This is a genomic window from Chromobacterium subtsugae (assembly GCF_035919665.1).
GTDB lineage: Bacteria > Pseudomonadota > Gammaproteobacteria > Burkholderiales > Chromobacteriaceae > Chromobacterium > Chromobacterium subtsugae.
This window is the reverse complement of record NZ_CP142381.1, coordinates 1,408,758-1,427,688: the sequence shown is the minus strand read 5'-3', so window position 1 is coordinate 1,427,688 and position 18,931 is coordinate 1,408,758. Positions and strand designations below refer to the sequence as shown.

The following is an 18,931-nucleotide window of genomic DNA, read 5'->3' as shown; positions in this document are numbered from 1 at the left end:
TTCTATTCGATGCCATCCATTCTAAAGTCGTCTGTTATGGACGATATAATGCAAAACAGACAATCCGCTCAGGCAAACCGGACAAGATGAGCCCAGACCAGGACGACTACTTCGCCAGCGACGCCGCGCTGCCGGAACCCGCGCCGCTGACCTTCCGCTACCACCGCTTCACGCCGAAAAGCGAATTCGCCCGCCACCGCCACCGCTGGGGCCAGCTCAGCCGCATCAATCTGGGCCTGGTGGAGCTGCTGCTGGACGACGGCAAGGTGGTGGCACCGGCGCAATACCTGCTGTGGACGCCGCCGGAAGTGCCACACGCCGCTTATGTGCGGCAAGCCATGCACTACATCTCGATCTACGTCAGCGGCGACATCGCCGCGCGGCTGCCGGCCCACACCTGCCTGATCGAACAGACGCCGCTGGTGCGCGCGCTGCTCGACGATTTCGCCCAGCGCCGCATCGTCTCTCCCGTCGATCCATGGGACATCCGCCAGGCCGAGCTGCTATGCCAGCGGCTGCTGGAATCGGGCCGCGAGGCCAGCTATCTGCCGGACAGCGGCCAGAAACTGCTGCGGCCGATACTGGACGCCATCCGCCACGACCCGAGCGACGCGACGCCGCTGAAAGCATGGGCGGAACGGGTGTTCAGCACCGAACGCACGCTGGCACGGCTGTTCCAGCGCGAGCTGGGCATGAGCTTCGGCCAGTGGCGCGGCCGGGCGCGGCTGCTGGAGGCGCTGTCGCGGCTGAAGCAGGGCGACAGCGTGCAGGACATCTCGGCGCGGCTGGGCTACGCCACGCCGTCGGCCTTCATCGCCATGTTCCAGAAACAGCTGGGCGCGTCGCCGGAACGCTATCGCCGGCAGCTGCTGGAAGGCGGCCAGTGGGACGAGCTCAGCGCTTGAACAAGGCCAGCGCCAGCTCGCGCTGCGCGGCGTGGTCGACGATGGGGTGCGGGTAGTCGCGCCCCAACTGGATGCCGGCGTCCCGCAGCTGCTCCGGCTTCGCCTGCCACGGCGCGTGGATCAGCTTGTCCGGCAGCCGCGCCAGCTCCGGCGCGTAGCGGCGGATGAAGCGGCCGTCGGGGTCGAACTTCTCGCTCTGGCTGACCGGGTTGAAAATGCGGAAATAAGGCTGGGCGTCGCAGCCGGTGCTGGCCGCCCACTGCCAGCCGCCGTTATTGGCCGCTAGGTCGAAGTCCAGCAGTTTCTCGGCGAAATAGCGCTCGCCCCAGCGCCAGTCTATCAACAGGTCTTTCACCAGAAAGCTGGCCGCCACCATGCGCAGCCGGTTGTGCATGTAGCCGCTGCGGTTCAGCTGCCGCATCGCCGCGTCCACCAGCGGATAGCCGGTGCGCCCTTCCCGCCAGGCCGCGAACCAATCCGCATCATTGGGAAACGGCAGCGCGTCGTATTCCGGCTTGAACGCGTGGCCCACCACATCCGGCCGATGCCACAGCACCTGCTGGTAGAAATCGCGCCAGATCAGCTCGCTCAGCCAGGTCATCGCGCCCTCGCCGCCGTCATGCCAGGCATAGGCCGCCAGCCGGCGGATGGAGATGGTGCCGAAACGCAGGTGGACGCTGAGGTAGGACACGCCCTTGACGCCGGGGAAGTCGCGCTGCGTCTTGTATCGGCCGATCCGGCTGGCGAAGTCGGCGAACAAGGCCTCCGCGCCGTCCGCGCCCGCCCGCACCGGCAGCGCGGACAGATCGCTGGGCAGAAAGCCGATGTCGGCCAGGCTCGGCATCGCCTCGGTCTGGCGCGGCAAGAGCGCGTCCAGATAGCGCCGCACCGGGTAGGCCTGCAGATGAAACGGCGTCAGCGTTTTCAGCCAGGCGTTCTTGTACGGCGTGAACACCGAGAACGGCTTGCCGGCGCCGGTCAGCACCTCGTCGGTGTCGAAGATCGCCTGGTCCTTCGCCGCATGGAAAGCGATGCCGCGCTCGGACAAGCGCCGCGCCACCTCGGCGTCGCGTTCGCGCGCCGCCGGCTCGTAGTCGCGGTTGCAGAACACCGCGTCGGCGCCCAGTTGTGCCGCCAACTTCGGGATTTCGTCGGCCGGCAGGCCATGGCGCACCAGCAGATCGCCGCCCAGCGCGTTCAGCTCCGCCTTCAGCGCCGCCACGCTCTGGTGGATGAAATCGACGCGGCGGTCGTCGCGCGGCAGCGCGTCCAGAATCGCGGCGTCGAACACGAACACCGGCGCCGCCGCCTCGCTGAGCTTCAGCGCGTGGTAGAAGGCGGCGTGGTCGTCCAGCCGCAAGTCGCGGCGCAGCCACACCAGCGCCATCCGATAGCGTTTGCTCATATTGGGTCTCTTTCGGCGGATGGGGACGCGGTCAGGCCGGCATCCCACGGCGGCGCGTCGCCGCCCAGTTTTTCGTCCAGAAAATCGATGAAGGCGCGCGCCTTGGCCGGCAGGCCGCGCTGCGGATACACCGCGTGGACGGCGTGCGCGGGCAGCGGGTAAGCGCTCAGCACCTCCACCAGCCGGCCGGCCGCCAGGTCCGCGCCGACGATGAAAGTGGGCATTTCGCAAATGCCCAGTCCGGCCAGCAGCGCGTCGCGCCTGGCCTCGCTGTTGTTGACCTGGTAATTGCCGCGCGGCGGCACGCGGATTTCGCCGTCCGGCCCGCTGAAAACCCAGCTGGCGCCGCCGCGGTAATAGGAATAATGGATGCAGTTGTGCCCGACCAGCTCCGCCGGATGCGCCGGCGCGCCATGCGCGGCCAGATAGGCTGGCGACGCGCACACCACCACCCGGCACGGCGCCAGACGGCGCGCCACCATGCGGTTGTCCGGCAAATTGCCGATGCGCACCGCCAGGTCGTAACCGCCCTCCACCAGGTCCACCATCCGGTCGTCCATCGCCAGATCCAGCTGGATGTCCGGGTAGCGGCGCAGGAATTCGGCCACCAGCGGCGACAGGTGCAGGCGGCCGAAAGCCATCGGCGCGGCGACGCGCAGCAAGCCTTGCGGCCGCCCCTGCAGGCCGGCGGCCGCCTCTTCCGCCTCATTCGCCAGCGCCAGGGCGGCGCGGGCGCGGTCGTAATAGCGCTCGCCGGCTTCGGTCAGGCTCAGGCTGCGGGTGGTGCGCTGCAGCAGGCGCACGTTCAGCCCGGCCTCCAGTTGCTGGACGCGCTTGCTGACCGCGGATTTGGTCAGCCCCAGCCGTTCGGCGGCGGCAGAGAAACTGCCGGCCTCGACCACGGCGACGAAGATCGGCATCGCGGTGAAATGCTCCATTCAATTGTCCACTTTTTATCCGAAATCAGTTTCCACAAATACGGATTATCAGTCAATGGGACACAATGTACAGTTCCGGCATCCCGCTTCGCCAACCGTCAAGCCAGCCGGCCGCGCGGCGCGCGGATTCAAAAAAAGGATTTCGCCATGCCCTCCCATCCCCTGCCCGCCCGGCCGCTCAGCGATTACGCGCTGGGCGCGCTGGCCTTGTCCGCCGGCGCGCTGCTGGCCCTGATGATCCACTGCAACAGCCGGCTGGCGGCCGCCAGCGATCCGTTGACCGCCTCCTGGATCGCCCACGCCGCAGGCACCTTCGCCGCCTGGCTGCTATGGGCGGCCTGGCGGCGTCCCGGGCCTGCCGCCGGACCGGCGCCGCGCTGGGCGTATCTGGGCGGCGTGCCCGGCGCGCTGACGGTGGCGCTGGCCGCCATCGCCGTCAACAGCCCGCTGGGCCTGGCCGGCACGCTGGCGCTGGCCATGGTCGGGCAGGTGCTCTTCGGCCTGCTGGCGGACCATTTCGGCTGGCTCGGCATGCTGCGGCGCCGGCTGGGCCGCAGCGATGCGCTGGCGGCGCTGCTGGTGTTGGCCGGTTGCGCCATACTGATTTTCGGAGCCTGAGTCATGCTGATCGTCATCGCCGCCGCCATCGCCAACGGCCTGTGCATAGGCGGCAGCCGCGCCGTCAACGGCAAACTGGGCCAACATCGCGGCGCGCTGGTCGCGTCGTTCTGGAACCATCTGGGCGGCCTGCTGTTTCTCAGCCTGCTGCTGGCCGCGTCGGGGGCAATGCCGCGCCTGCCGGCGCACGCCCCCTGGCACGCCTGGTGCGGCGGCGTCATCGGCGCGCTGTTCGTCGCGCTCAACAGCTTCGCGCTGCCGCGGCTGGGCACGATGAAAACCGCGCTGCTGGTGATCGCCGGCCAGATGCTGGCTGGCGTGCTGATCGACCACCTGGCTGCGGGCGGCGGCAAATCCGCGCCTATCCAGCTGGCCGGCGCCGCATTGATCGCGCTGGGCCTGTTCGCGTCCCGGCGCGCCGCGGCTCAGGCTTCCCAACCGCCGACAGCGGCGCGGCAGGCCTGAAACCCGTCCATCAGCCGCGCGGCGCCAGCATGATCACCGCCATCCCGGCCAGCGCCAGCCCGCAGCCCAACGCGTCCCAGCGGTCCGGCCGGATGCCGTCCACCAGCCACAGCCAGCCCAGCGCCACCGTGATGTAAACCCCGCCGTAAGCCGCGTAGACGCGGCCGGCGGCGGCCGGGTGCAGCGTCAGCAACCAGGCGAACAGCGCCAGCGATGCCGCCGCCGGCGCCAACAGCCAAACCGGCTTGCCTTGGCGCAACACCAGCCAGGGCAGATAGCAGCCGACGATTTCCGCCAGCGCGGTCAAGGCGAACAAGCCGCCCATCCGCAATAAATTCGATATCAGTTCCACGCGCTCTTTCTTCTTTGCGCCGCCCTCCCGGCGGCCGGCCATTGTACCGTTTCGCTATCGGCGCGATTTGAAAAGGCAAATTCCCAGGCGGCGCGCGCCGGCCTAACATCCAGCTACGCATATGACATAAAAAGGAGCAAGCCATGACGCCATTCGCTATCAGAGGGATAGACCATATCGTGCTGCGGGTACGCGACCCGGAAGGCTCGGCGCGGTTTTACCGCGAAGTGCTGGGCTGCGAGGTGGTGAAGCGGCAGGAAAGCCTGGGCCTGGTTCATCTGGACGCCGGCAGCGCGTTGATCGACCTGTTGAACGCCGAGGCGGCCGACGGCGGCACCGCCAATGTCGACCATTTCTGCCTGCGCGTCGAACCGTTCGACGAAATCGCCATCCTGGCGCATCTGGCCAGCCATGGCATCGAGGCGGAGCCGGCCAGGCAGCGCTTCGGCGCCGAAGGCCGCGGGCCGTCGGTCTATCTGCCCGATCCGGACGGCAATGTGATAGAGCTCAAAGGCCCGCCCTCTGCCTGAGCGCCGGACAAGCCGCGGTGCATGCGGATGATGGCCTCGCCGGTGGGGCTGGCGATGATGTCGCGCAGCGTGTAGCCGTCCAGCGTCTGGAAAAAGGCCTGCAGCGCGGCATCCAGCGCCACTTTCAGCCGGCAACCGCCGAACAGCGCGCACGGCGGCTCGGCGCAGTCGATCAACTGCGACAAGCCTTCCAGCGTGCGCACCACCTCGCCCAGCCGGTAGTGCTCCGGCGGTTTCGCCAGCGCCAGGCCGCCGCCCTTGCCGCGGCTGGTCGCCAGCCAGCCCTGCTGCGCCATGAAGTGCACCACCTTGACCAGGTGGTTGCGCGAAATGACGAAGCGCTCGGCGATCTCCGGGATGGTGGCCAGTTGGCCGGGCTCCAGCCCGGTCAGGTACATCAGCACGCGCAGGCCGAGGTCGGTGAAACGGGTCAGTTGCATGATGAGTGCCGCATCGATGGGGTTCACAGGAATCAATGGCCGGCAGCATACCCCGGATCGGCGCTCCGCCTCAATCGGCCCGGGCCCGGCTCAGTCCGCAGACGGATTGGAGCCGAACACCTCGTAATGGATGCGCGCCGGCGCCACGCCTTGCCGCAGCAGGCTGCCGCGCTGGACATCCATGAAGCCAAGCGGGCCGCACAGGTAGTAATCGGCGTCCGGCAGCAGCGCCAATTCGCGCAGCGCGTCCAGTTGCAGCCGTCCCGCCGCGTGGTAATCCACCCCGGCCAGATCCTGCGCCCGCGGCTGCTCGTAGCAGATGTGCAGCTTGAGCCGCGCATGGCGCTCCGCCAATTGGCGCAGCTTGTGCTTCATCGCATGCGCGCCGCCATGGCGCGCGGCGTGCAGGAAGCGGATTTCGCGCTGGCCGCCCTGGCGCAGCAATTGGCCCAGCATCGCCAGCATCGGCGTCTGGCCGACGCCGGCGCTGATCAGCACCACCGGCCCGGCGCCGTCTTCGTTCAGGCAGAAATCGCCCTGCGGCGCGCTCAGTTCCAGCACGTCGCCCACCGCCACTTCGCGGTGCAGCAGATTGGACATCCGCCCGGCCGGCTTGCCCGGGCCGGCATCCTCGCGTTTGACGGAAATGCGCAGGTGCTCGCCGTTGGGCGCATCGGACAGGCTGTACTGGCGCGGCTGGCTCAGTCCCCATTCCGGCACGAAGCGCTTCACCGACACGTACTGGCCGGGCCGGAAGCCGGGCAAGGCGCCGCCATCGCTCGGCTCCAGGTAGAACGAAGCGATTTCCTCGCTCTCCGCCTCCTTGCGCACCACCCGGAACGGCCGCCAGCCGCTCCAGCCGCCATCGGCGTTGACCGTGTCCCGGTACAAATCGTTTTCCAGCCCAGCCATCAACGCCGCCAACTGGCCATAGGCCTCGGCCCAAGCCTGGATCAGGTCGTCGCCGGCGGCATCGCCCAGCACTTCGCGAATGGAAGCCAGCAAATGCTTGCCGACGATAGGATAGTGCTCGGCGCGGATGCCCAGGCTGACATGCTTGTGCGCGACGCGGGTCAGCACCGGCAACAGCGGCGACGGATCATCGATATGCTGCGCGTAGGCCAGCACCGCCATCGCCAGCGCCTGCTGCTGCTGGCCGGAATGCTGATGACCCTGGTTGAACAGGTGTTTCAGCTCCGGATTGTGCTCGAACATGCGGCGGTAGAAATGGCTGGTCAACGCCACGCCGTGTTGTTGCAATACCGGCACGGTAGCCTTAACCAGGGCACGAGTGGATGCGCTCAGCATATTGACTCCTTTAAGATTTATATTAAATATATCTTTAATAGCCGGAAAAAGCCTCTCTGCGAGAGGCCTCCGATTTAAGATGTAAAAATAATACATCTTATTTTGATCCCTGTCAGCACCACCATCGCGATTCAGTGGCCGCTATAGGCTGCGGCCGGGTTTTCACTCGGCGCGGCTCAAGAGAAATCGAAGTCGATCACCTGATAGAAGGCGTTGCCGGTATCGGCCACCTCCCACACCGCCAGCACCACGTGATAGCCCTGCCGCTGCGGCATCCGCATCATGTGGATGGTCGGCTCCGGCGGCATCAGTTCGGCGCTGTGCTCCCAATAGGGCTGGGCGCTCATCTCCACCTTGTAGAAAGGCTCGGACTCGAACTGCGCGCGGCTCAACGGCTGGTTCGGATTCCAGTCCGCCTTGGTGATGAAGTAGTTCCAGCGCCGGGTCAGGTGGCGGGCGTGGTAGCTCCACTGAAACTCCATCTCCTGGCCGGACTTGGCCGGATGCTTGGCCCAGCGCTCGGCGCTTTGCTCGTCCAGCACCGCCGAGTGCGCCTGGCCGGCGCTGGCGATCTTGCCGTCGGCCGGCGGCGCCGCGTTGGGGGTATCGGTCGGCGCCAGCGGATCCATCAGGCCGGCCACCGCCGCCGGGAAAAACTTGCCGCTTTCCAGGCCATTGACGTGCCAGCTTTGCAGCGGGCACTGCGCGTTGACGCCGTCCACGCAGAGCTGGCCGCGCGACTCCGGCTTGAACACCTGGCCATGTCTGGGTTGCATGCCGGCTTTCGATTCCATCTTGGTTTGGCTCATGAAAACCCCCTTGGTTAATGTCAGGAAATACAGCCGGCGCCGCCAAGCGGCGGCGAAGCGGCTGCCCGCAGCGTAGCCATTCCGCCACGACTGCTGGCTGGCCTTTTTGACTGGCGCGCCGGGGCCAAGCGGCTGCTGCTGGCCATTCTGCCGGCCCCGCTGCGCCATTCACGGCCGCTCTCACGCCAGCATCGCCAGTCATGCCTGTTAATTCGAACATGCCATTTGAGATTTATTTGATATATTTAGTAGTAAAACTACATTGACATCAGGCAAAACCTGTAGTCGAGGGCAGACAAAACTACAAATGGAGACTACCTCATGCGCCACCCCTTACCTGCGCGTCCCGCCCTGCTGGGCTTGTTGATCGCCAGCCTGTTCAGTCCTCTCGCCCATGCCGCCGAAGCCTTCGGCAGCCCCGGCGACACGCCAGTGCGCGGCCCAGCGGCCAAATCCTTTGTCGGCACCGCCGTCGGCAGCCCATCCAAGGTGTACTTCACCGGCTATCGCGGCGTGGTGTCAGAGGTGTACTACCCGGTGCTGGACACGCCGGAATCGGTGGACTTGCAGTTTCTGGTGGGCGACGCCGGCAAGACTTTCGTCGATGAGGAAAAGCGCCAGGCCTACTCCGCCGGGCAAACCGACGCCCGCACCATGAGCTGGATCGCCAGCACTGGCAACGCCGGCCACAACTGGCAGATCAGCAAGCGCATCTTCGCCGACCCCAATCACGACACGCTGATCCAGCGCGTGACCTTCACCGCGCTGAACGGCCACACCGTCGGCGACTTCAATCTCTACGTCCTGTTCAAGCCTTATCTCGACAACGCCGGCAGCGGCAACAGCGCGCAGACCGTGGCGGCCGCCGGCGGCTACGCGCTGGCAGCCAGCCACAACAGCCGCGCCTCCGCGCTGATGGCCAGCCAGCCATGGAAAACGGTCAACGGCCAAGCCATGCTGTCCAACGGCTTCGTCGGCCAGAGCGACGGCTGGACCGATCTGATAGGCAGCGGCGACAACACCATGGACTGGAGCTTCAGTTCCGCCACCAATGGCAATGTGGCGCAGACAGGCTGGCTGGACCTGGGCGATCCCACCGCCACCAGCGTGTCCTTCGACGTGGCGCTGGGCTTCGGCGCCAGCCAGAGCGACGCCGTCAACAGCGCCGCCGCCTCGCTGGGCTCCGACCTCACCGCCGCCCAGCAACAGTACGACAAGGCCTGGCACGCCTACACCGCCGGCCTGTCCACCCAGGGCGGCCTGGCCGACGACCGCTACTACCTGGCGGCGATGACGCTGAAAACCATGCAGGACAAGAGCAACGGCGCGATGATCGCCGGCATCGGCACGCCGTGGGGCGAGACCCAGGGCGACGCCAACCAGGGCGGCTACCACCTGGTGTGGCCGCGCGACCTGTTCAAGTTCGCCAACGCCTTGACCACCGCCGGCGACACCGCCACCGCCACCACGGTGGTCAATTACCTGTTCAACACCCTGCAGCAGGCCAGCAACTGCGGCGCGGCCGAATACAACGCCGCCGGCTGCGCGGCCGGCTACAGCCGCGTCGGCCGCTTCCCGCAAAACGCCTGGATCAGCGGCTGGCCTTACTGGCAAGGCACCCAGATGGACGAGCAGGCGATGCCCATCCTGCTGGCCTGGCGGCTAGGGTCGGCCGTGTCCAATCCGCTATGGCCCAAAATCAAGCTGACCGCCGACTACATCGTCGCCACCGGCCCGTGGAGCTATCAGGAACGCTGGGAAGAGAATTCCGGCTATTCGCCGTCCACCCTCGCCGCCGAGATCGCCGGCCTGGTGGCCGCCGCCGACATCGCCCGCAACAATGGCGACGACGCCAGCGCCGGCCGCTATTTGTCCGCGGCGGACTATTGGCAGCAAAGCGTCGCCGCCTGGACCTACACCACCAGCGGCAGCTTCGGCAACGGCAGCTACTATCTCCGCATCAACCCGGCCGCGCGCGCCGGCAGCGGCGCCGACCGCGCCAGCTTCAACCCGTCCGCCGGGCCGGACACGCCGCAAACGCTGATGGTGAAAAACGGCGGCGGCAACCACGACGCCCGCCGCGTGGTGGACGGCGGCTTCCTGGAGCTGGTGCGCATGGGCGTCAAGCGCGCCAACGACCCCACCATCGTCAACACCATCAATGTGTTCGACAGCGTGCTGGGACAGAATCTGGCGCTGCCCGGCGCGCCCGCCCTGCCGTATAACGCCTGGTTCCGCTACAACTTCGACGGCTACGGCGAACACAACGACGGCAGCGATTTCAACGGCACGGGCGCCGGCCGCCTGTGGCCGATCTTCACCGCCGAGCGCGGCATGTACGAGATCGCCCGCCAAGGCAGCGCTGCCGCCGGCCAGCCCTACTTCGCCACGCTGAAGCTGCTGGCCACGCCGGAAGGCATGCTGCCGGAACAAGTGTGGTCCAACAGCGCCATGTTGCCGGACGGCTGGGCGGTGAGCACGCCGGCCGGCTATCTGCCTGGCGCGCCGACCAAGTCGATGGCGCCGCTGAACTGGGCGATGGGCGAATACATCAGCCTGCTGGCCTCTATCCACGCCGGACGGGTGGTCGACATCCCGCAAGTGGTGTGCGCGCGCTACAACAACTGCCGCGCCGCGCCCAAGGCCGGCGAGGTGCCGGTTGACATCAACGTGACCGCCAGCACCCAATGGGGCCAGCAGATCTACGTCACCGGCAACGCGCGCGCTTTGGGCAACTGGAACACCGATCTGGGCATTCCGCTGGACGCGGCCGCTTACCCGGCTTGGCAAAACGGCGTCAACCTGCCGGCCGGCCAGCAGATCGCCTACAAGTACTACCGCAAGAACGCCGACGGCAGCGTGACTTGGGAAAGCCTGTCCGGCAACCGCAGCCTGCAGACGCCGGCCAGCGGCAGCCTTAACCTGAACGACCAGGTGAGCTGGTGACCCCGCGCCGCGCCTGGACTGCCGCCCTGCTATTGACCGCGGCGGCGGCCGGCGGCGCGGTCTGGCGGCTATGGCCGGCGCAGGCGCCCTCGCCGCCGCCGGCTGTCGCCAAGCGGCCTGCCGCCATTTTGCCGACCCGACCCATCGTCCATCAGGCCACGCCGGCCCAGCCCTGGCGGCCGCCCGCGCGCCCGGCCCTGCCGCCGGTGAAGAAAGGCGGCAACAGCTGGCGGCCGGAGGCGGCGCCGGTGGCGGCCAAGGTGGAAGTCCAGCGCGGCGCGCCGGACATGCCGGACGCGCAGCCTCTGCCCAGGCCGCCCGATCCTTGATCCCGCCGGCGCAGGCCCGCTCCGGCGGGCCTTTTTCTTGCTTGATCTGCGTCGTTCCCGCGACCGAACCCCATCGTCAAATCAAGACACAAGGAGAATCAAGATGCCGCACCGGGAAGTCTTCGCGCTCGACGCCGCGCAAACCGAAGCCTGGCTGCCGGAATTGGCCGAACTGCTGCACGCCTGCGTGCATGGAGGCGCCAGCATCCATTTCGTGCAGCCTTTCACTCTGGAGCAAGCCACCGCCTTCTGGCGCGACAGCACCCTGCTCGGCGTCGCCGGCGGCGGCCGCGTGCTGCTGGCCGCGCTGGTGGATGGAGAACTGGCCGGCAGCGCGCAGTTGGACTGCGGCACCCCGCCCAACCAGCCGCACCGCGCCGAGGTATGCAAGCTTTTGGTGCATCCGGACTACCGCCGCCAGGGCGTCGCCCGCGCCTTGATGGCAGAGCTGGAGGCGCAGGCGCGCCTGCGCAAGCGCAGCCTGCTGACGCTGGACACCGCCAGCGGCGACCATGCCGAACCGCTCTATCTGTCATTGGGCTATCAGGAGGCCGGACGGATTCCCGGCTACGCCTGGGACGGCCGCGGCGAAAAACTGCAGGCCACCACGCTGATGTACAAGACGCTTTAGACGCGAAAAAGCCGGGCAAGCCCGGCTTTTGCTGTTTGTAAAAGTCCTCCGCTCACACGCGTTGCTCGGCCAGCGCTTTCTTGCCGCCCCAGCCCAGCAGGCGCAGAGCGAAGCATCCCAGATACAGCACGCCCAGCGCGAACGCGATGTCGCCCGGCACCCGCAGCCACACCAGGTTCTGCATCAGCGCCGAGTGCACCACCTCCGGCGAACGCGCGTACCACAGGCCATGCTCGACGCTGGCCCAGGCCTGGTAGATGCCGGATGGCAGGATGGACAGAAACACCATCATGAACAAGCCGATATTGAGCAGCCAGAACGCCGGCTTCAGCAGGCGGTTGTCCCATCGCTGCGCATCAGACACCCCGCGCAGGCAAAACAGCATCAGCCCTATGCCCAGCATGCCGTAGACGCCGAACAGCGCCGCGTGGCCGTGGGCCGGCGTCATGTTCAGGCCCTGCACGTAGTACAGCGAGATCGGCGGATTGATGGCGAAGCCCAGCAGGCCCGCGCCCACCGTGTTCCACACGCCGACGGCGACGAAGCACAGGATCGCCCACTTGTAGCGCTCCACCCATGGCGCGGCGCCGGCCCGGCGGTAAGTCTGCCAGCCCTCGAAACCCACCAGCGCCAGCGGCACCACCTCGAACGCCGAGAATACCGCGCCGACGGAGATCACCGCGGTGGACGCGCCGGTGAAATACAGGTGGTGCAGCGTGCCCAGGATGCCGCCGAACAGGAAAACCATGGTTTCCAGCACGATGGCGCGGTTGGCGCTGCTCATGCGGATCAGGCCCAGCCGCGCGAAGATCAGCGCCACCACCGCGGTGGCGAAAACCTCGAAGAAGCCCTCCACCCACAGGTGCACCAGCCACCAGCGCCAGTACTCGATCATCGAATAATGGGTGCGCTGGCCCCAGGCCAGCGAGGTGGCGTAAAACAGGCCGATGCAGGCCGCGGACAGCAGCAGCATCGCGATCAGGCTGCGGCCTTCGGTTTCCTTATCGCGCAGCGCAGGCAGCAGCGCGCGCGCCACCAGAAACAGCCAGAACAACAAGCCGACGAACAGCAGGATTTGCCACACCCGCCCCATGCTGGTGTAGGCCAGCCCCTGGTTGCCGATCCAGAAGCTGAAATCGGTGCCCAGACGCTGCAAGGTACCCACCCAGCCGGTGACGGTGGAACCGACGACGATGAAGACCAGCGCCCAGAACAGCGCGTCCACGCCCAGCTTCTGATGCTTGGGCTCATGACCGGACAATAGCGGCGCGATGTAGAGGCCGGTGGCCAGCCAGGCGGTGGCGATCCACAGCACGCCGAACTGGGTGTGGATGGTGCGGCTCACCACCCAGGGCAGCACCTCGGCCAACGGGATGCCGAAGAAGCTGTGGCCTTCCACCGCGTAGTGAGCGGTGATGGCGCCCATGCCCACCTGGGTCAGCAACAGGCCGATCACCACATAAAAATACTTGCGGGTGGCGCGCATCGACGGCGTGGCCTTGAGCCGGCCCAGCGGGTCGGCATCCGGCACCTGCGCGGGCTCCTCGCCTTCGCCGGCGGCCATGTGGTACCACACCATCGCGGCGATGCCCGCCAGCATCAGGATCACGCTGGCGATCGACCACATGCCGTTGGCGGCGGTCGGCGCGTTGCCGACCAGCGGCTCATGCGGCCAGTTATTGGTGTAGGACACGCCAGCTTCGCCGGGACGGTCGGCGGCGGCGGACCAGGCGGACCAGAAGAAGAACGCCGATACCGCCACGCGGTCGTCGGCCGACGGCAGCGCGTCGGCAGTCATCGCGTACTGCTCGCGCAGCGTGTCGAAGGCCGGATCGGCGCTGTACAGGCCCTGGTAATGCCGGGCCGTTTCGCGCGCGGCGGCTGCGCGGGCCGCGCTTAGCGTCAGCGTGCCGCTGGCCGCGTCATAGCCGTTGGCGCGCATCTCGCGGCGCAGTTCGGCGTCCAGCATGCCTTGCCGGCCGATATCCAACTGCGCGTAAGCCATGCCGAAACGCTGCCGCGCCCAATCCTCGCGCAGCGCCAGCGCCTCGCGGTGCAGCCAGTCGGCCGACCAGTCCGGCGCCACATAGCTGCCATGTCCCCACACCGTGCCCAATTGCTGGCCGCCGGACGCCAGCCAGGCTTGCTGGCCGCGGCGGATCTGCTCGCCGGTGAACAAAGCCTTGCCGCCGACATCCCGCACCATGGCGGGAATCGGCGGCGCAGCCTGGTAAATCTCCCTGCCCATGTAAAGCAGGGCCGAAAACGACAGCAGGCACACCAGTGCCAGCCATCCCCATAAACGCCGTGTCGATCGCATACGCTCCCCCTTTCGCAGGGCCGGGACATGAAATTAAAAATGCATGATACATACACCTTTAAAAGATGTATAGTTTGCACATTTTTAAATTTCAAATACCCCGCGCCAAGAGCAAACCGCCTTGCCGGCAGCCTGTCGGCTCAAGCCGCTTTGGCACTCGCATGCGCAACGCCGTGCGGACAAGTTCCCGACCGCGGCGGCCGCATCGAAGTCATTCGTACTTTAGGACAGGTCCAGCCATCGCAGACCAATCATGCATCACCCAAGCAGCAGGCCGGTGGTCAAGCCAGACGGCATGGCATCGAATACCTGAAAGAAAACTGCAAAAATCCTGCCATCTGCCAACCTATCGCCATCGCCGCCGCAGCCGCTTGGCGCCGCGGCAATTTCTGAATATCCGCCATCGCCGCCCGGATCGCCACCCGTAGCAATACGCATTGGCCAAGCGGCTCCGGACGCCGCCGCCTCGCCGCATCCCCCTGTGCTATATGCAAGAACAGGCCGGGAGCCATGCAAAAGGCATGTCCCGTTGTGACGATAAAAACAGGAACCAAGGTGATGGCCATGTCGACAAGATACCCCGCTCTGCTGCTAGTGCTGCTGAGCCTGGCCGGCTGCAAGGAGTCGCAGCCCAAGCCCGGCACCGTGCTGGATGAGGCCAAACAGGCCAAACGCACCGCGGAATCGTTCCCCGCCGCCGACGAGGACTATTTCCACGCGATGGACAGCGGCGTGAAGCTGGATGCCGACGAAGTGAAAGGCCGCAACACCTGGCTGGTCTGGACCGGCGGCAACGATAGGCTGTGGGACACCCTGGCCACCGTCAGCGTCGGCAACCTCGACCTGCTCAAGACCCTGTCCTCCCATCCCGGCCTCAAATTCGGCCGGGACAGCCGCTGGGACTACCTGGGCCTGGTCAACGAACCCTGTTTTGAAAAGGCCACCGGCCCCGACCCGCAGCGTTTCGGCCTGTGGCTGGACCACCGCAGCGCCAACTGCCCGAAGGACCCCTTCGAGAACGAGCAGAAATATCCCGGCGTGGCGCTGGGCGCCCGCGGCAAGAACCTGCCTGCCGGCTCTTACTACGGCTACGCCACCGGGGTGGTGGGACTGCGGCTTTTCCCCAACCCCGCCTTCGACGAAGCCGCGGCGAAAAAATGGGACCCCAAGCGCTATTACGAAGACCCCAGCTATTACAACGACAAGGACCTGATCCGGCCCTACCGGGTGGGGATGTCGTGCGCGTTCTGCCACGTCGGCCCCAATCCAGTGAATCCGCCGGCTAATCCGGAGCATCCGAAGTGGGAAAACCTCAGCTCCAATGTCGGCGCGCAGTACTTCTGGGTGGACCGGATCTTCTCCTGGCAGGCCGATCCCGGCAATTTCGCCTTCCAACTTTTCCATACCGCGCGTCCGGGCACGCTCGACACCTCGCTGATCTCGACCGACTCCATCAATAACCCGCGCACCATGAACGCCGTCTACGACCTGGTCCCGCGGCTGGAGCTGGCCAAGCGCTGGGGCAAGGAAACCCTGGCCGGCGGCGGCCTCGACAACAAACAGTTCAACGACTTCGTCAAGGATGGGCCGCTGACCCAGTTCTACAAAGCGCCAAACACCGTCTGGACGCCGCGGGTGCTGAAGGATGGCTCGGACTCGGTCGGGGCGCTTGGCGCATTGAACCGGGTGTATCTGAACATCGGCCTGTTCAGCGAAGAATGGCTATTGCACTTCCGTCCGCTGATCGGCGGCAAAACCATCACGCCGATAGAGATCAAGGTCGCCAACAAAAACTCGGTCTACTGGCAGGCCACGGAAAACCAGACGCCCGACATGGCCCTGTTCTTCCTGAAAAGCACCGACCCGCACAAGCTCAAGGACGCGCCCGGCGGCGAACAATACCTTAGCAAGGACGCCGCCCAGCTGACCCGCGGCAAGGTGGTGTTCGCCGAAAACTGCGCGCGCTGCCACTCCAGCAAGCTGCCGCCCGAAGTACCGGCGCTGGACCCGACCCAGGGTTGCGCCGGGCCCGACTACCTGAGCTGCTTCAACAAGTACTGGGAGTCGACCAAGACCGAGCGCTTCAAATCCGAGATGCGGAAAATCGTGCTGGCCGACGACTTCCTGAAAGACAACTACCTGTCCACCGAGCTGCGCGTGCCGGTGACGCTGCTGGAAACCAACGCCTGCAGCCCGCTGGCCCGCAATGCGCTGAAGGACAATATCTGGGACAACTTCTCGTCGCAAACCTACAAGGACCTGCCGTCGGTGGGCAGCATCACCGTCCACAACCCGTTCACCGGCCAGCCCTGGCAGTACAAGATGCCGGCCGGCGGACGCGGCTACACCCGGCCCGCCTCGCTGATCAGCGTCTGGTCGACCGCGCCCTTCCTGCTCAACAACACCGTGGGCAAGTTCAACCCCAGCCCCTCGGTGGCCGGACGCATGGACTCGTTCAACGACTCCATCCGCCAGATGCTGTGGCCGGAAACCCGGCAGAAGGATTCGGTGCTGGGCGACAAGGTGCCGGGCGTGATAGACCGCACCACCGCGCGCAGCTACCTGCGAGTGCCGATAGGCTATCTGCCTGACTCCCTGCAGGAACTTCAAGGCCCGCTGCAACGCTATCTGCCCTGGCTGTTCGGCGACGACTCGCTGGAAATCGGCCCGATCCCGGCCGGCACCCCGGTCAACCTGATCGCCAACCTGGAGCTGGTGCTGGAAAACCCCAGCCTGGGCGAGCGGCTGAAACACGACAAAAAGCTGGTATCGGTATTGCTCAAGCTGATCCACGACCTGAAGGCGCTGCCCAAGGACGCCAGCGACGAGGAAGCGCGCAAGGTATTCGCCAACCTAGCCCAGCCGCTGCTGGAGCTGAGCACCTGCCCCGACTTCGTCGTCAACCGCGGCCATTATTTCGGCACCCGCTACATGAAGGGCGAAGCCGGGCTGAGCGATAGCGACAAGCTGGCGCTGATCGAATTCCTGAAAACCTTCTGAGGATGGCGGGCATGAGCGCGGACAGCAATCGTTCCACCGATTACGAATACATCGTCGTCGGCTCCGGCGCGGGCGGCGGCACCCTGGCCGCCCGGCTGGCCGAGGAAGGGCATAGCGTGCTGCTGCTGGAAGCAGGCGGCGACCCGTACCGGCTGCAAGGGGGGGATGCCTGGCAGCCGGACGCCGACCGGCTGCCGGACGACTACAATGTGCCGGTGTTCCACGCGCTGGCGTCGGAAAACAAGGCGATGAAGCTGGATTACTTCGTCCGCCACTATCGCAACGACGAACAACAGCGGCGCGACCCCAAGTACCGGGCCGAGTGGGATGGCCAGCGGGTGGACGGCGTGCTCTACCCGCGCTCCGGCACGCTGGGCGGCTGCACCGCCCACAACGCCATGATCACCGTCTACCCGCACAACGCCGACTGGGACAACATCGCCCAGCTGACCGGCGACGCCAGTTGGGCGTCCGGCCTGATGCGCCGCTATTTCCAAAAACTGGAAAACTGCCACCACCGCCCGCTGTACCGCTGGCTGGGCAAGTTCTGCATCAACCCCACCCGCCACGGCTGGAAAGGCTGGCTGCAAACGGAAAAAGCGATACCGGAGTCCGCGCTGGGCGACGCCGGCCTGGTCGACACCCTGCTGGTCTCGCTGGACAAGGCCTTCAACGAGGTGGACGTGCCGCACAGCAGCTGGCGCTGGTTGCTGCAGGGGCAGGCCGATCCCAACGACTGGCGGCTGGTGCGCGACAACGCCGTCGGCGTCTGCTACCCGCCGCTGGCCACCCGCAACCACCAGCGCAACGGCAGCCGCGAGCGGGTAATCGATGTGGCGCAACGCTTCCCTAACCGCCTGCACATAGAGCTGGACGCGCTGGCCACCCAGGTGCTGTTCGACGAGCGCAACCGCGCCACCGGCGTCGAATACCTGAAGGGAGAAAAGCTCTACCGCGCCTTCCACCAGCCGGGCAGCGGCGGCGAAAAACGCGCAGCCCGCGCCAGCCGCGAAGTCATCCTGTGCGGCGGCGCGTTCAACACCCCGCAATTGCTGATGCTGTCCGGCATCGGCCCGGCCGCGCACCTGCAGCAGCACGGCATCCCGGTGCGGGTGGACCTGCCCGGCGTGGGGCAGAACCTGCAGGACCGCTACGAAGTAGGCGTGGTCAATCGGATGAACTTCAAGCACTGGGAAGTGCTGAAAGGCGCGGAATTCGCCAAGGGCGACCCGCAATACCAGCAATGGGAGCAAGGCCGCAAGGGCGTCTACACCACCAATGGCGCGGTGCTGGCCGTGATCAAGCGCTCGGCCAAGGAAAGGCCGCTTCCCGACCTGTTCTGCTTCGCGCTGCTGGGCCTGTTCAAAGGCTACTTCCCCGGTTACTCCCGGCTGTTTCCCGAACACCTGAACTACCTGACCTGGGCGATTCTCAAGGCCCACACCAACAACCGCGCCGGCACCGTGACGCTGCGCTCGGCCGACCCGCGCGACCCGCCGCAAATCGACTTCCACTACTTCGAGGAGGGCAGCGCCGGCGGCGAACAAGACCTGGACTCGGTGGTGGACGGGATCAAGTTCGTGCGCACCCTGACCGCCGATCTGAAAAAACAAAAGCTGATCGCGGAAGAAGAGCTGCCAGGGGATGCGGTGCAAACCGACGATGAACTGCGTCAGTTTGTCCGCGACAACGCCTGGGGCCACCATGCCTCCTGCAGCTGCGCGATAGGCCCGCGCGAACAGAACGGCGTGCTGGACAGCGATTTCAGGGTATACGGGGTGCACGGCCTGCGGGTGGTCGACGCCTCGGTGTTTCCGCGCATCCCCGGTTTCTTCATCGTTTCCGCCGTCTACATGATCGCGGAAAAGGCGGCGGACGCCATCCTGGCCGACGCCGGATGACCACTCCTCCAACCCGGACAAGCCAGGTCAACGG

The 18,931-nt window shown here is 66.3% G+C and carries 17 protein-coding genes; 10 read left to right on the top strand and 7 right to left on the bottom strand.

Annotated features, from left to right (window positions below; genetic code table 11):
• Window positions 1-86: 86 nt before the first annotated feature.
• Window positions 87-905 carry an AraC family transcriptional regulator gene (locus U6115_RS07010; RefSeq protein WP_043574190.1) on the top strand — a complete coding sequence of 273 codons (819 nt, stop codon included), beginning with the start codon at window positions 87-89 and terminating at the stop codon, window positions 903-905.
• On the opposite strand, the gene U6115_RS07005 is transcribed toward U6115_RS07010, so the two are convergent.
• Window positions 895-2,310 carry a cryptochrome/photolyase family protein gene (locus tag U6115_RS07005; protein ID WP_059184290.1) on the bottom strand — a complete coding sequence of 472 codons (1,416 nt, stop codon included), beginning with the start codon at window positions 2,308-2,310 and terminating at the stop codon, window positions 895-897. The two genes, U6115_RS07010 and U6115_RS07005, sit on opposite strands and share 11 nt — an antisense overlap.
• A complete protein-coding gene (locus tag U6115_RS07000; RefSeq protein WP_047237571.1) occupies window positions 2,307-3,248 on the bottom strand; it encodes a LysR family transcriptional regulator in 942 nt (313 codons plus the stop codon). Before U6115_RS07000 ends, U6115_RS07005 begins: the two co-directional genes overlap by 4 nt.
• Window positions 3,249-3,395: 147 nt before the next feature.
• On the opposite strand from U6115_RS07000, the gene U6115_RS06995 reads away from it, so the two are divergent.
• Both U6115_RS06995 and U6115_RS06990 read left to right on the top strand, forming a co-directional pair.
• Window positions 3,396-3,866, top strand: a complete 471-nt coding sequence (locus tag U6115_RS06995) for a DMT family transporter (protein ID WP_052258425.1) — start codon at window positions 3,396-3,398, stop codon at window positions 3,864-3,866.
• 3 nt (window positions 3,867-3,869) lie between these two features.
• Window positions 3,870-4,331 (top strand): DMT family transporter, encoded by a 462-nt coding sequence (locus U6115_RS06990; protein WP_043580731.1) that lies wholly within the window; start codon window positions 3,870-3,872, stop codon window positions 4,329-4,331.
• Between the two features lie 10 nt (window positions 4,332-4,341).
• Here U6115_RS06990 and U6115_RS06985 read toward each other — a convergent pair whose 3' ends face one another.
• A complete protein-coding gene (locus U6115_RS06985) occupies window positions 4,342-4,656 on the bottom strand; it encodes a YnfA family protein (RefSeq protein ID WP_230623453.1) in 315 nt (104 codons plus the stop codon).
• Window positions 4,657-4,826: 170 nt separating this feature from the next.
• Here U6115_RS06985 and U6115_RS06980 point away from each other — a divergent pair, with 170 nt between their 5' ends.
• Window positions 4,827-5,213 (top strand): VOC family protein, encoded by a 387-nt coding sequence (locus U6115_RS06980; RefSeq protein ID WP_043580733.1) that lies wholly within the window; start codon window positions 4,827-4,829, stop codon window positions 5,211-5,213.
• On the opposite strand, the gene U6115_RS06975 is transcribed toward U6115_RS06980, so the two are convergent.
• From U6115_RS06975 to U6115_RS06965, 3 genes are all read right to left on the bottom strand, one after another.
• Window positions 5,156-5,653, bottom strand: a complete 498-nt coding sequence (locus U6115_RS06975) for an Rrf2 family transcriptional regulator (protein WP_080770354.1) — start codon at window positions 5,651-5,653, stop codon at window positions 5,156-5,158. The two genes, U6115_RS06980 and U6115_RS06975, sit on opposite strands and share 58 nt — an antisense overlap.
• Window positions 5,654-5,743: 90 nt before the next feature.
• A complete protein-coding gene (hmpA, locus tag U6115_RS06970) occupies window positions 5,744-6,961 on the bottom strand; it encodes an NO-inducible flavohemoprotein (RefSeq protein WP_043580735.1) in 1,218 nt (405 codons plus the stop codon).
• Window positions 6,962-7,137: 176 nt separating this feature from the next.
• Window positions 7,138-7,770 carry a lytic polysaccharide monooxygenase auxiliary activity family 9 protein gene (locus U6115_RS06965; protein ID WP_052258429.1) on the bottom strand — a complete coding sequence of 211 codons (633 nt, stop codon included), beginning with the start codon at window positions 7,768-7,770 and terminating at the stop codon, window positions 7,138-7,140.
• Between the two features lie 321 nt (window positions 7,771-8,091).
• Here U6115_RS06965 and U6115_RS06960 point away from each other — a divergent pair, with 321 nt between their 5' ends.
• The 3 genes from U6115_RS06960 to U6115_RS06950 all read left to right on the top strand — a co-directional run bounded on the left by U6115_RS06960 (window position 8,092) and on the right by U6115_RS06950 (window position 11,676).
• Window positions 8,092-10,716: a glycoside hydrolase family 15 protein gene (locus U6115_RS06960; protein WP_043580737.1), complete on the top strand. Its 2,625-nt coding sequence runs from the start codon at window positions 8,092-8,094 to the stop codon at window positions 10,714-10,716.
• Window positions 10,713-11,045 (top strand): hypothetical protein, encoded by a 333-nt coding sequence (locus U6115_RS06955; protein WP_052258426.1) that lies wholly within the window; start codon window positions 10,713-10,715, stop codon window positions 11,043-11,045. Before U6115_RS06960 ends, U6115_RS06955 begins: the two co-directional genes overlap by 4 nt.
• 103 nt (window positions 11,046-11,148) lie before the next feature.
• On the top strand, window positions 11,149-11,676 hold the full coding sequence (locus tag U6115_RS06950; RefSeq protein ID WP_043580740.1) for a GNAT family N-acetyltransferase: 528 nt from the start codon (window positions 11,149-11,151) through the stop codon (window positions 11,674-11,676).
• A 52-nt stretch (window positions 11,677-11,728) separates the two neighbouring features.
• Here U6115_RS06950 and U6115_RS06945 read toward each other — a convergent pair whose 3' ends face one another.
• Window positions 11,729-13,996 (bottom strand): nitric-oxide reductase large subunit, encoded by a 2,268-nt coding sequence (locus tag U6115_RS06945; protein WP_043580742.1) that lies wholly within the window; start codon window positions 13,994-13,996, stop codon window positions 11,729-11,731.
• Between the two features lie 27 nt (window positions 13,997-14,023).
• Here U6115_RS06945 and U6115_RS06940 point away from each other — a divergent pair, with 27 nt between their 5' ends.
• The 3 genes from U6115_RS06940 (at window position 14,024) to U6115_RS06930 (ending at window position 18,897) form a co-directional block, all read left to right on the top strand.
• A complete protein-coding gene (locus U6115_RS06940; RefSeq protein WP_146008360.1) occupies window positions 14,024-14,389 on the top strand; it encodes a hypothetical protein in 366 nt (121 codons plus the stop codon).
• A 171-nt stretch (window positions 14,390-14,560) separates the two neighbouring features.
• Window positions 14,561-16,996, top strand: a complete 2,436-nt coding sequence (locus U6115_RS06935; RefSeq protein WP_043580807.1) for a hypothetical protein — start codon at window positions 14,561-14,563, stop codon at window positions 16,994-16,996.
• A gap of 11 nt (window positions 16,997-17,007) precedes the next feature.
• Complete coding sequence (locus U6115_RS06930) at window positions 17,008-18,897, top strand: GMC family oxidoreductase (RefSeq protein WP_043580810.1); 1,890 nt, start codon at window positions 17,008-17,010, stop codon at window positions 18,895-18,897.
• Window positions 18,898-18,931 lie beyond the last annotated feature (34 nt).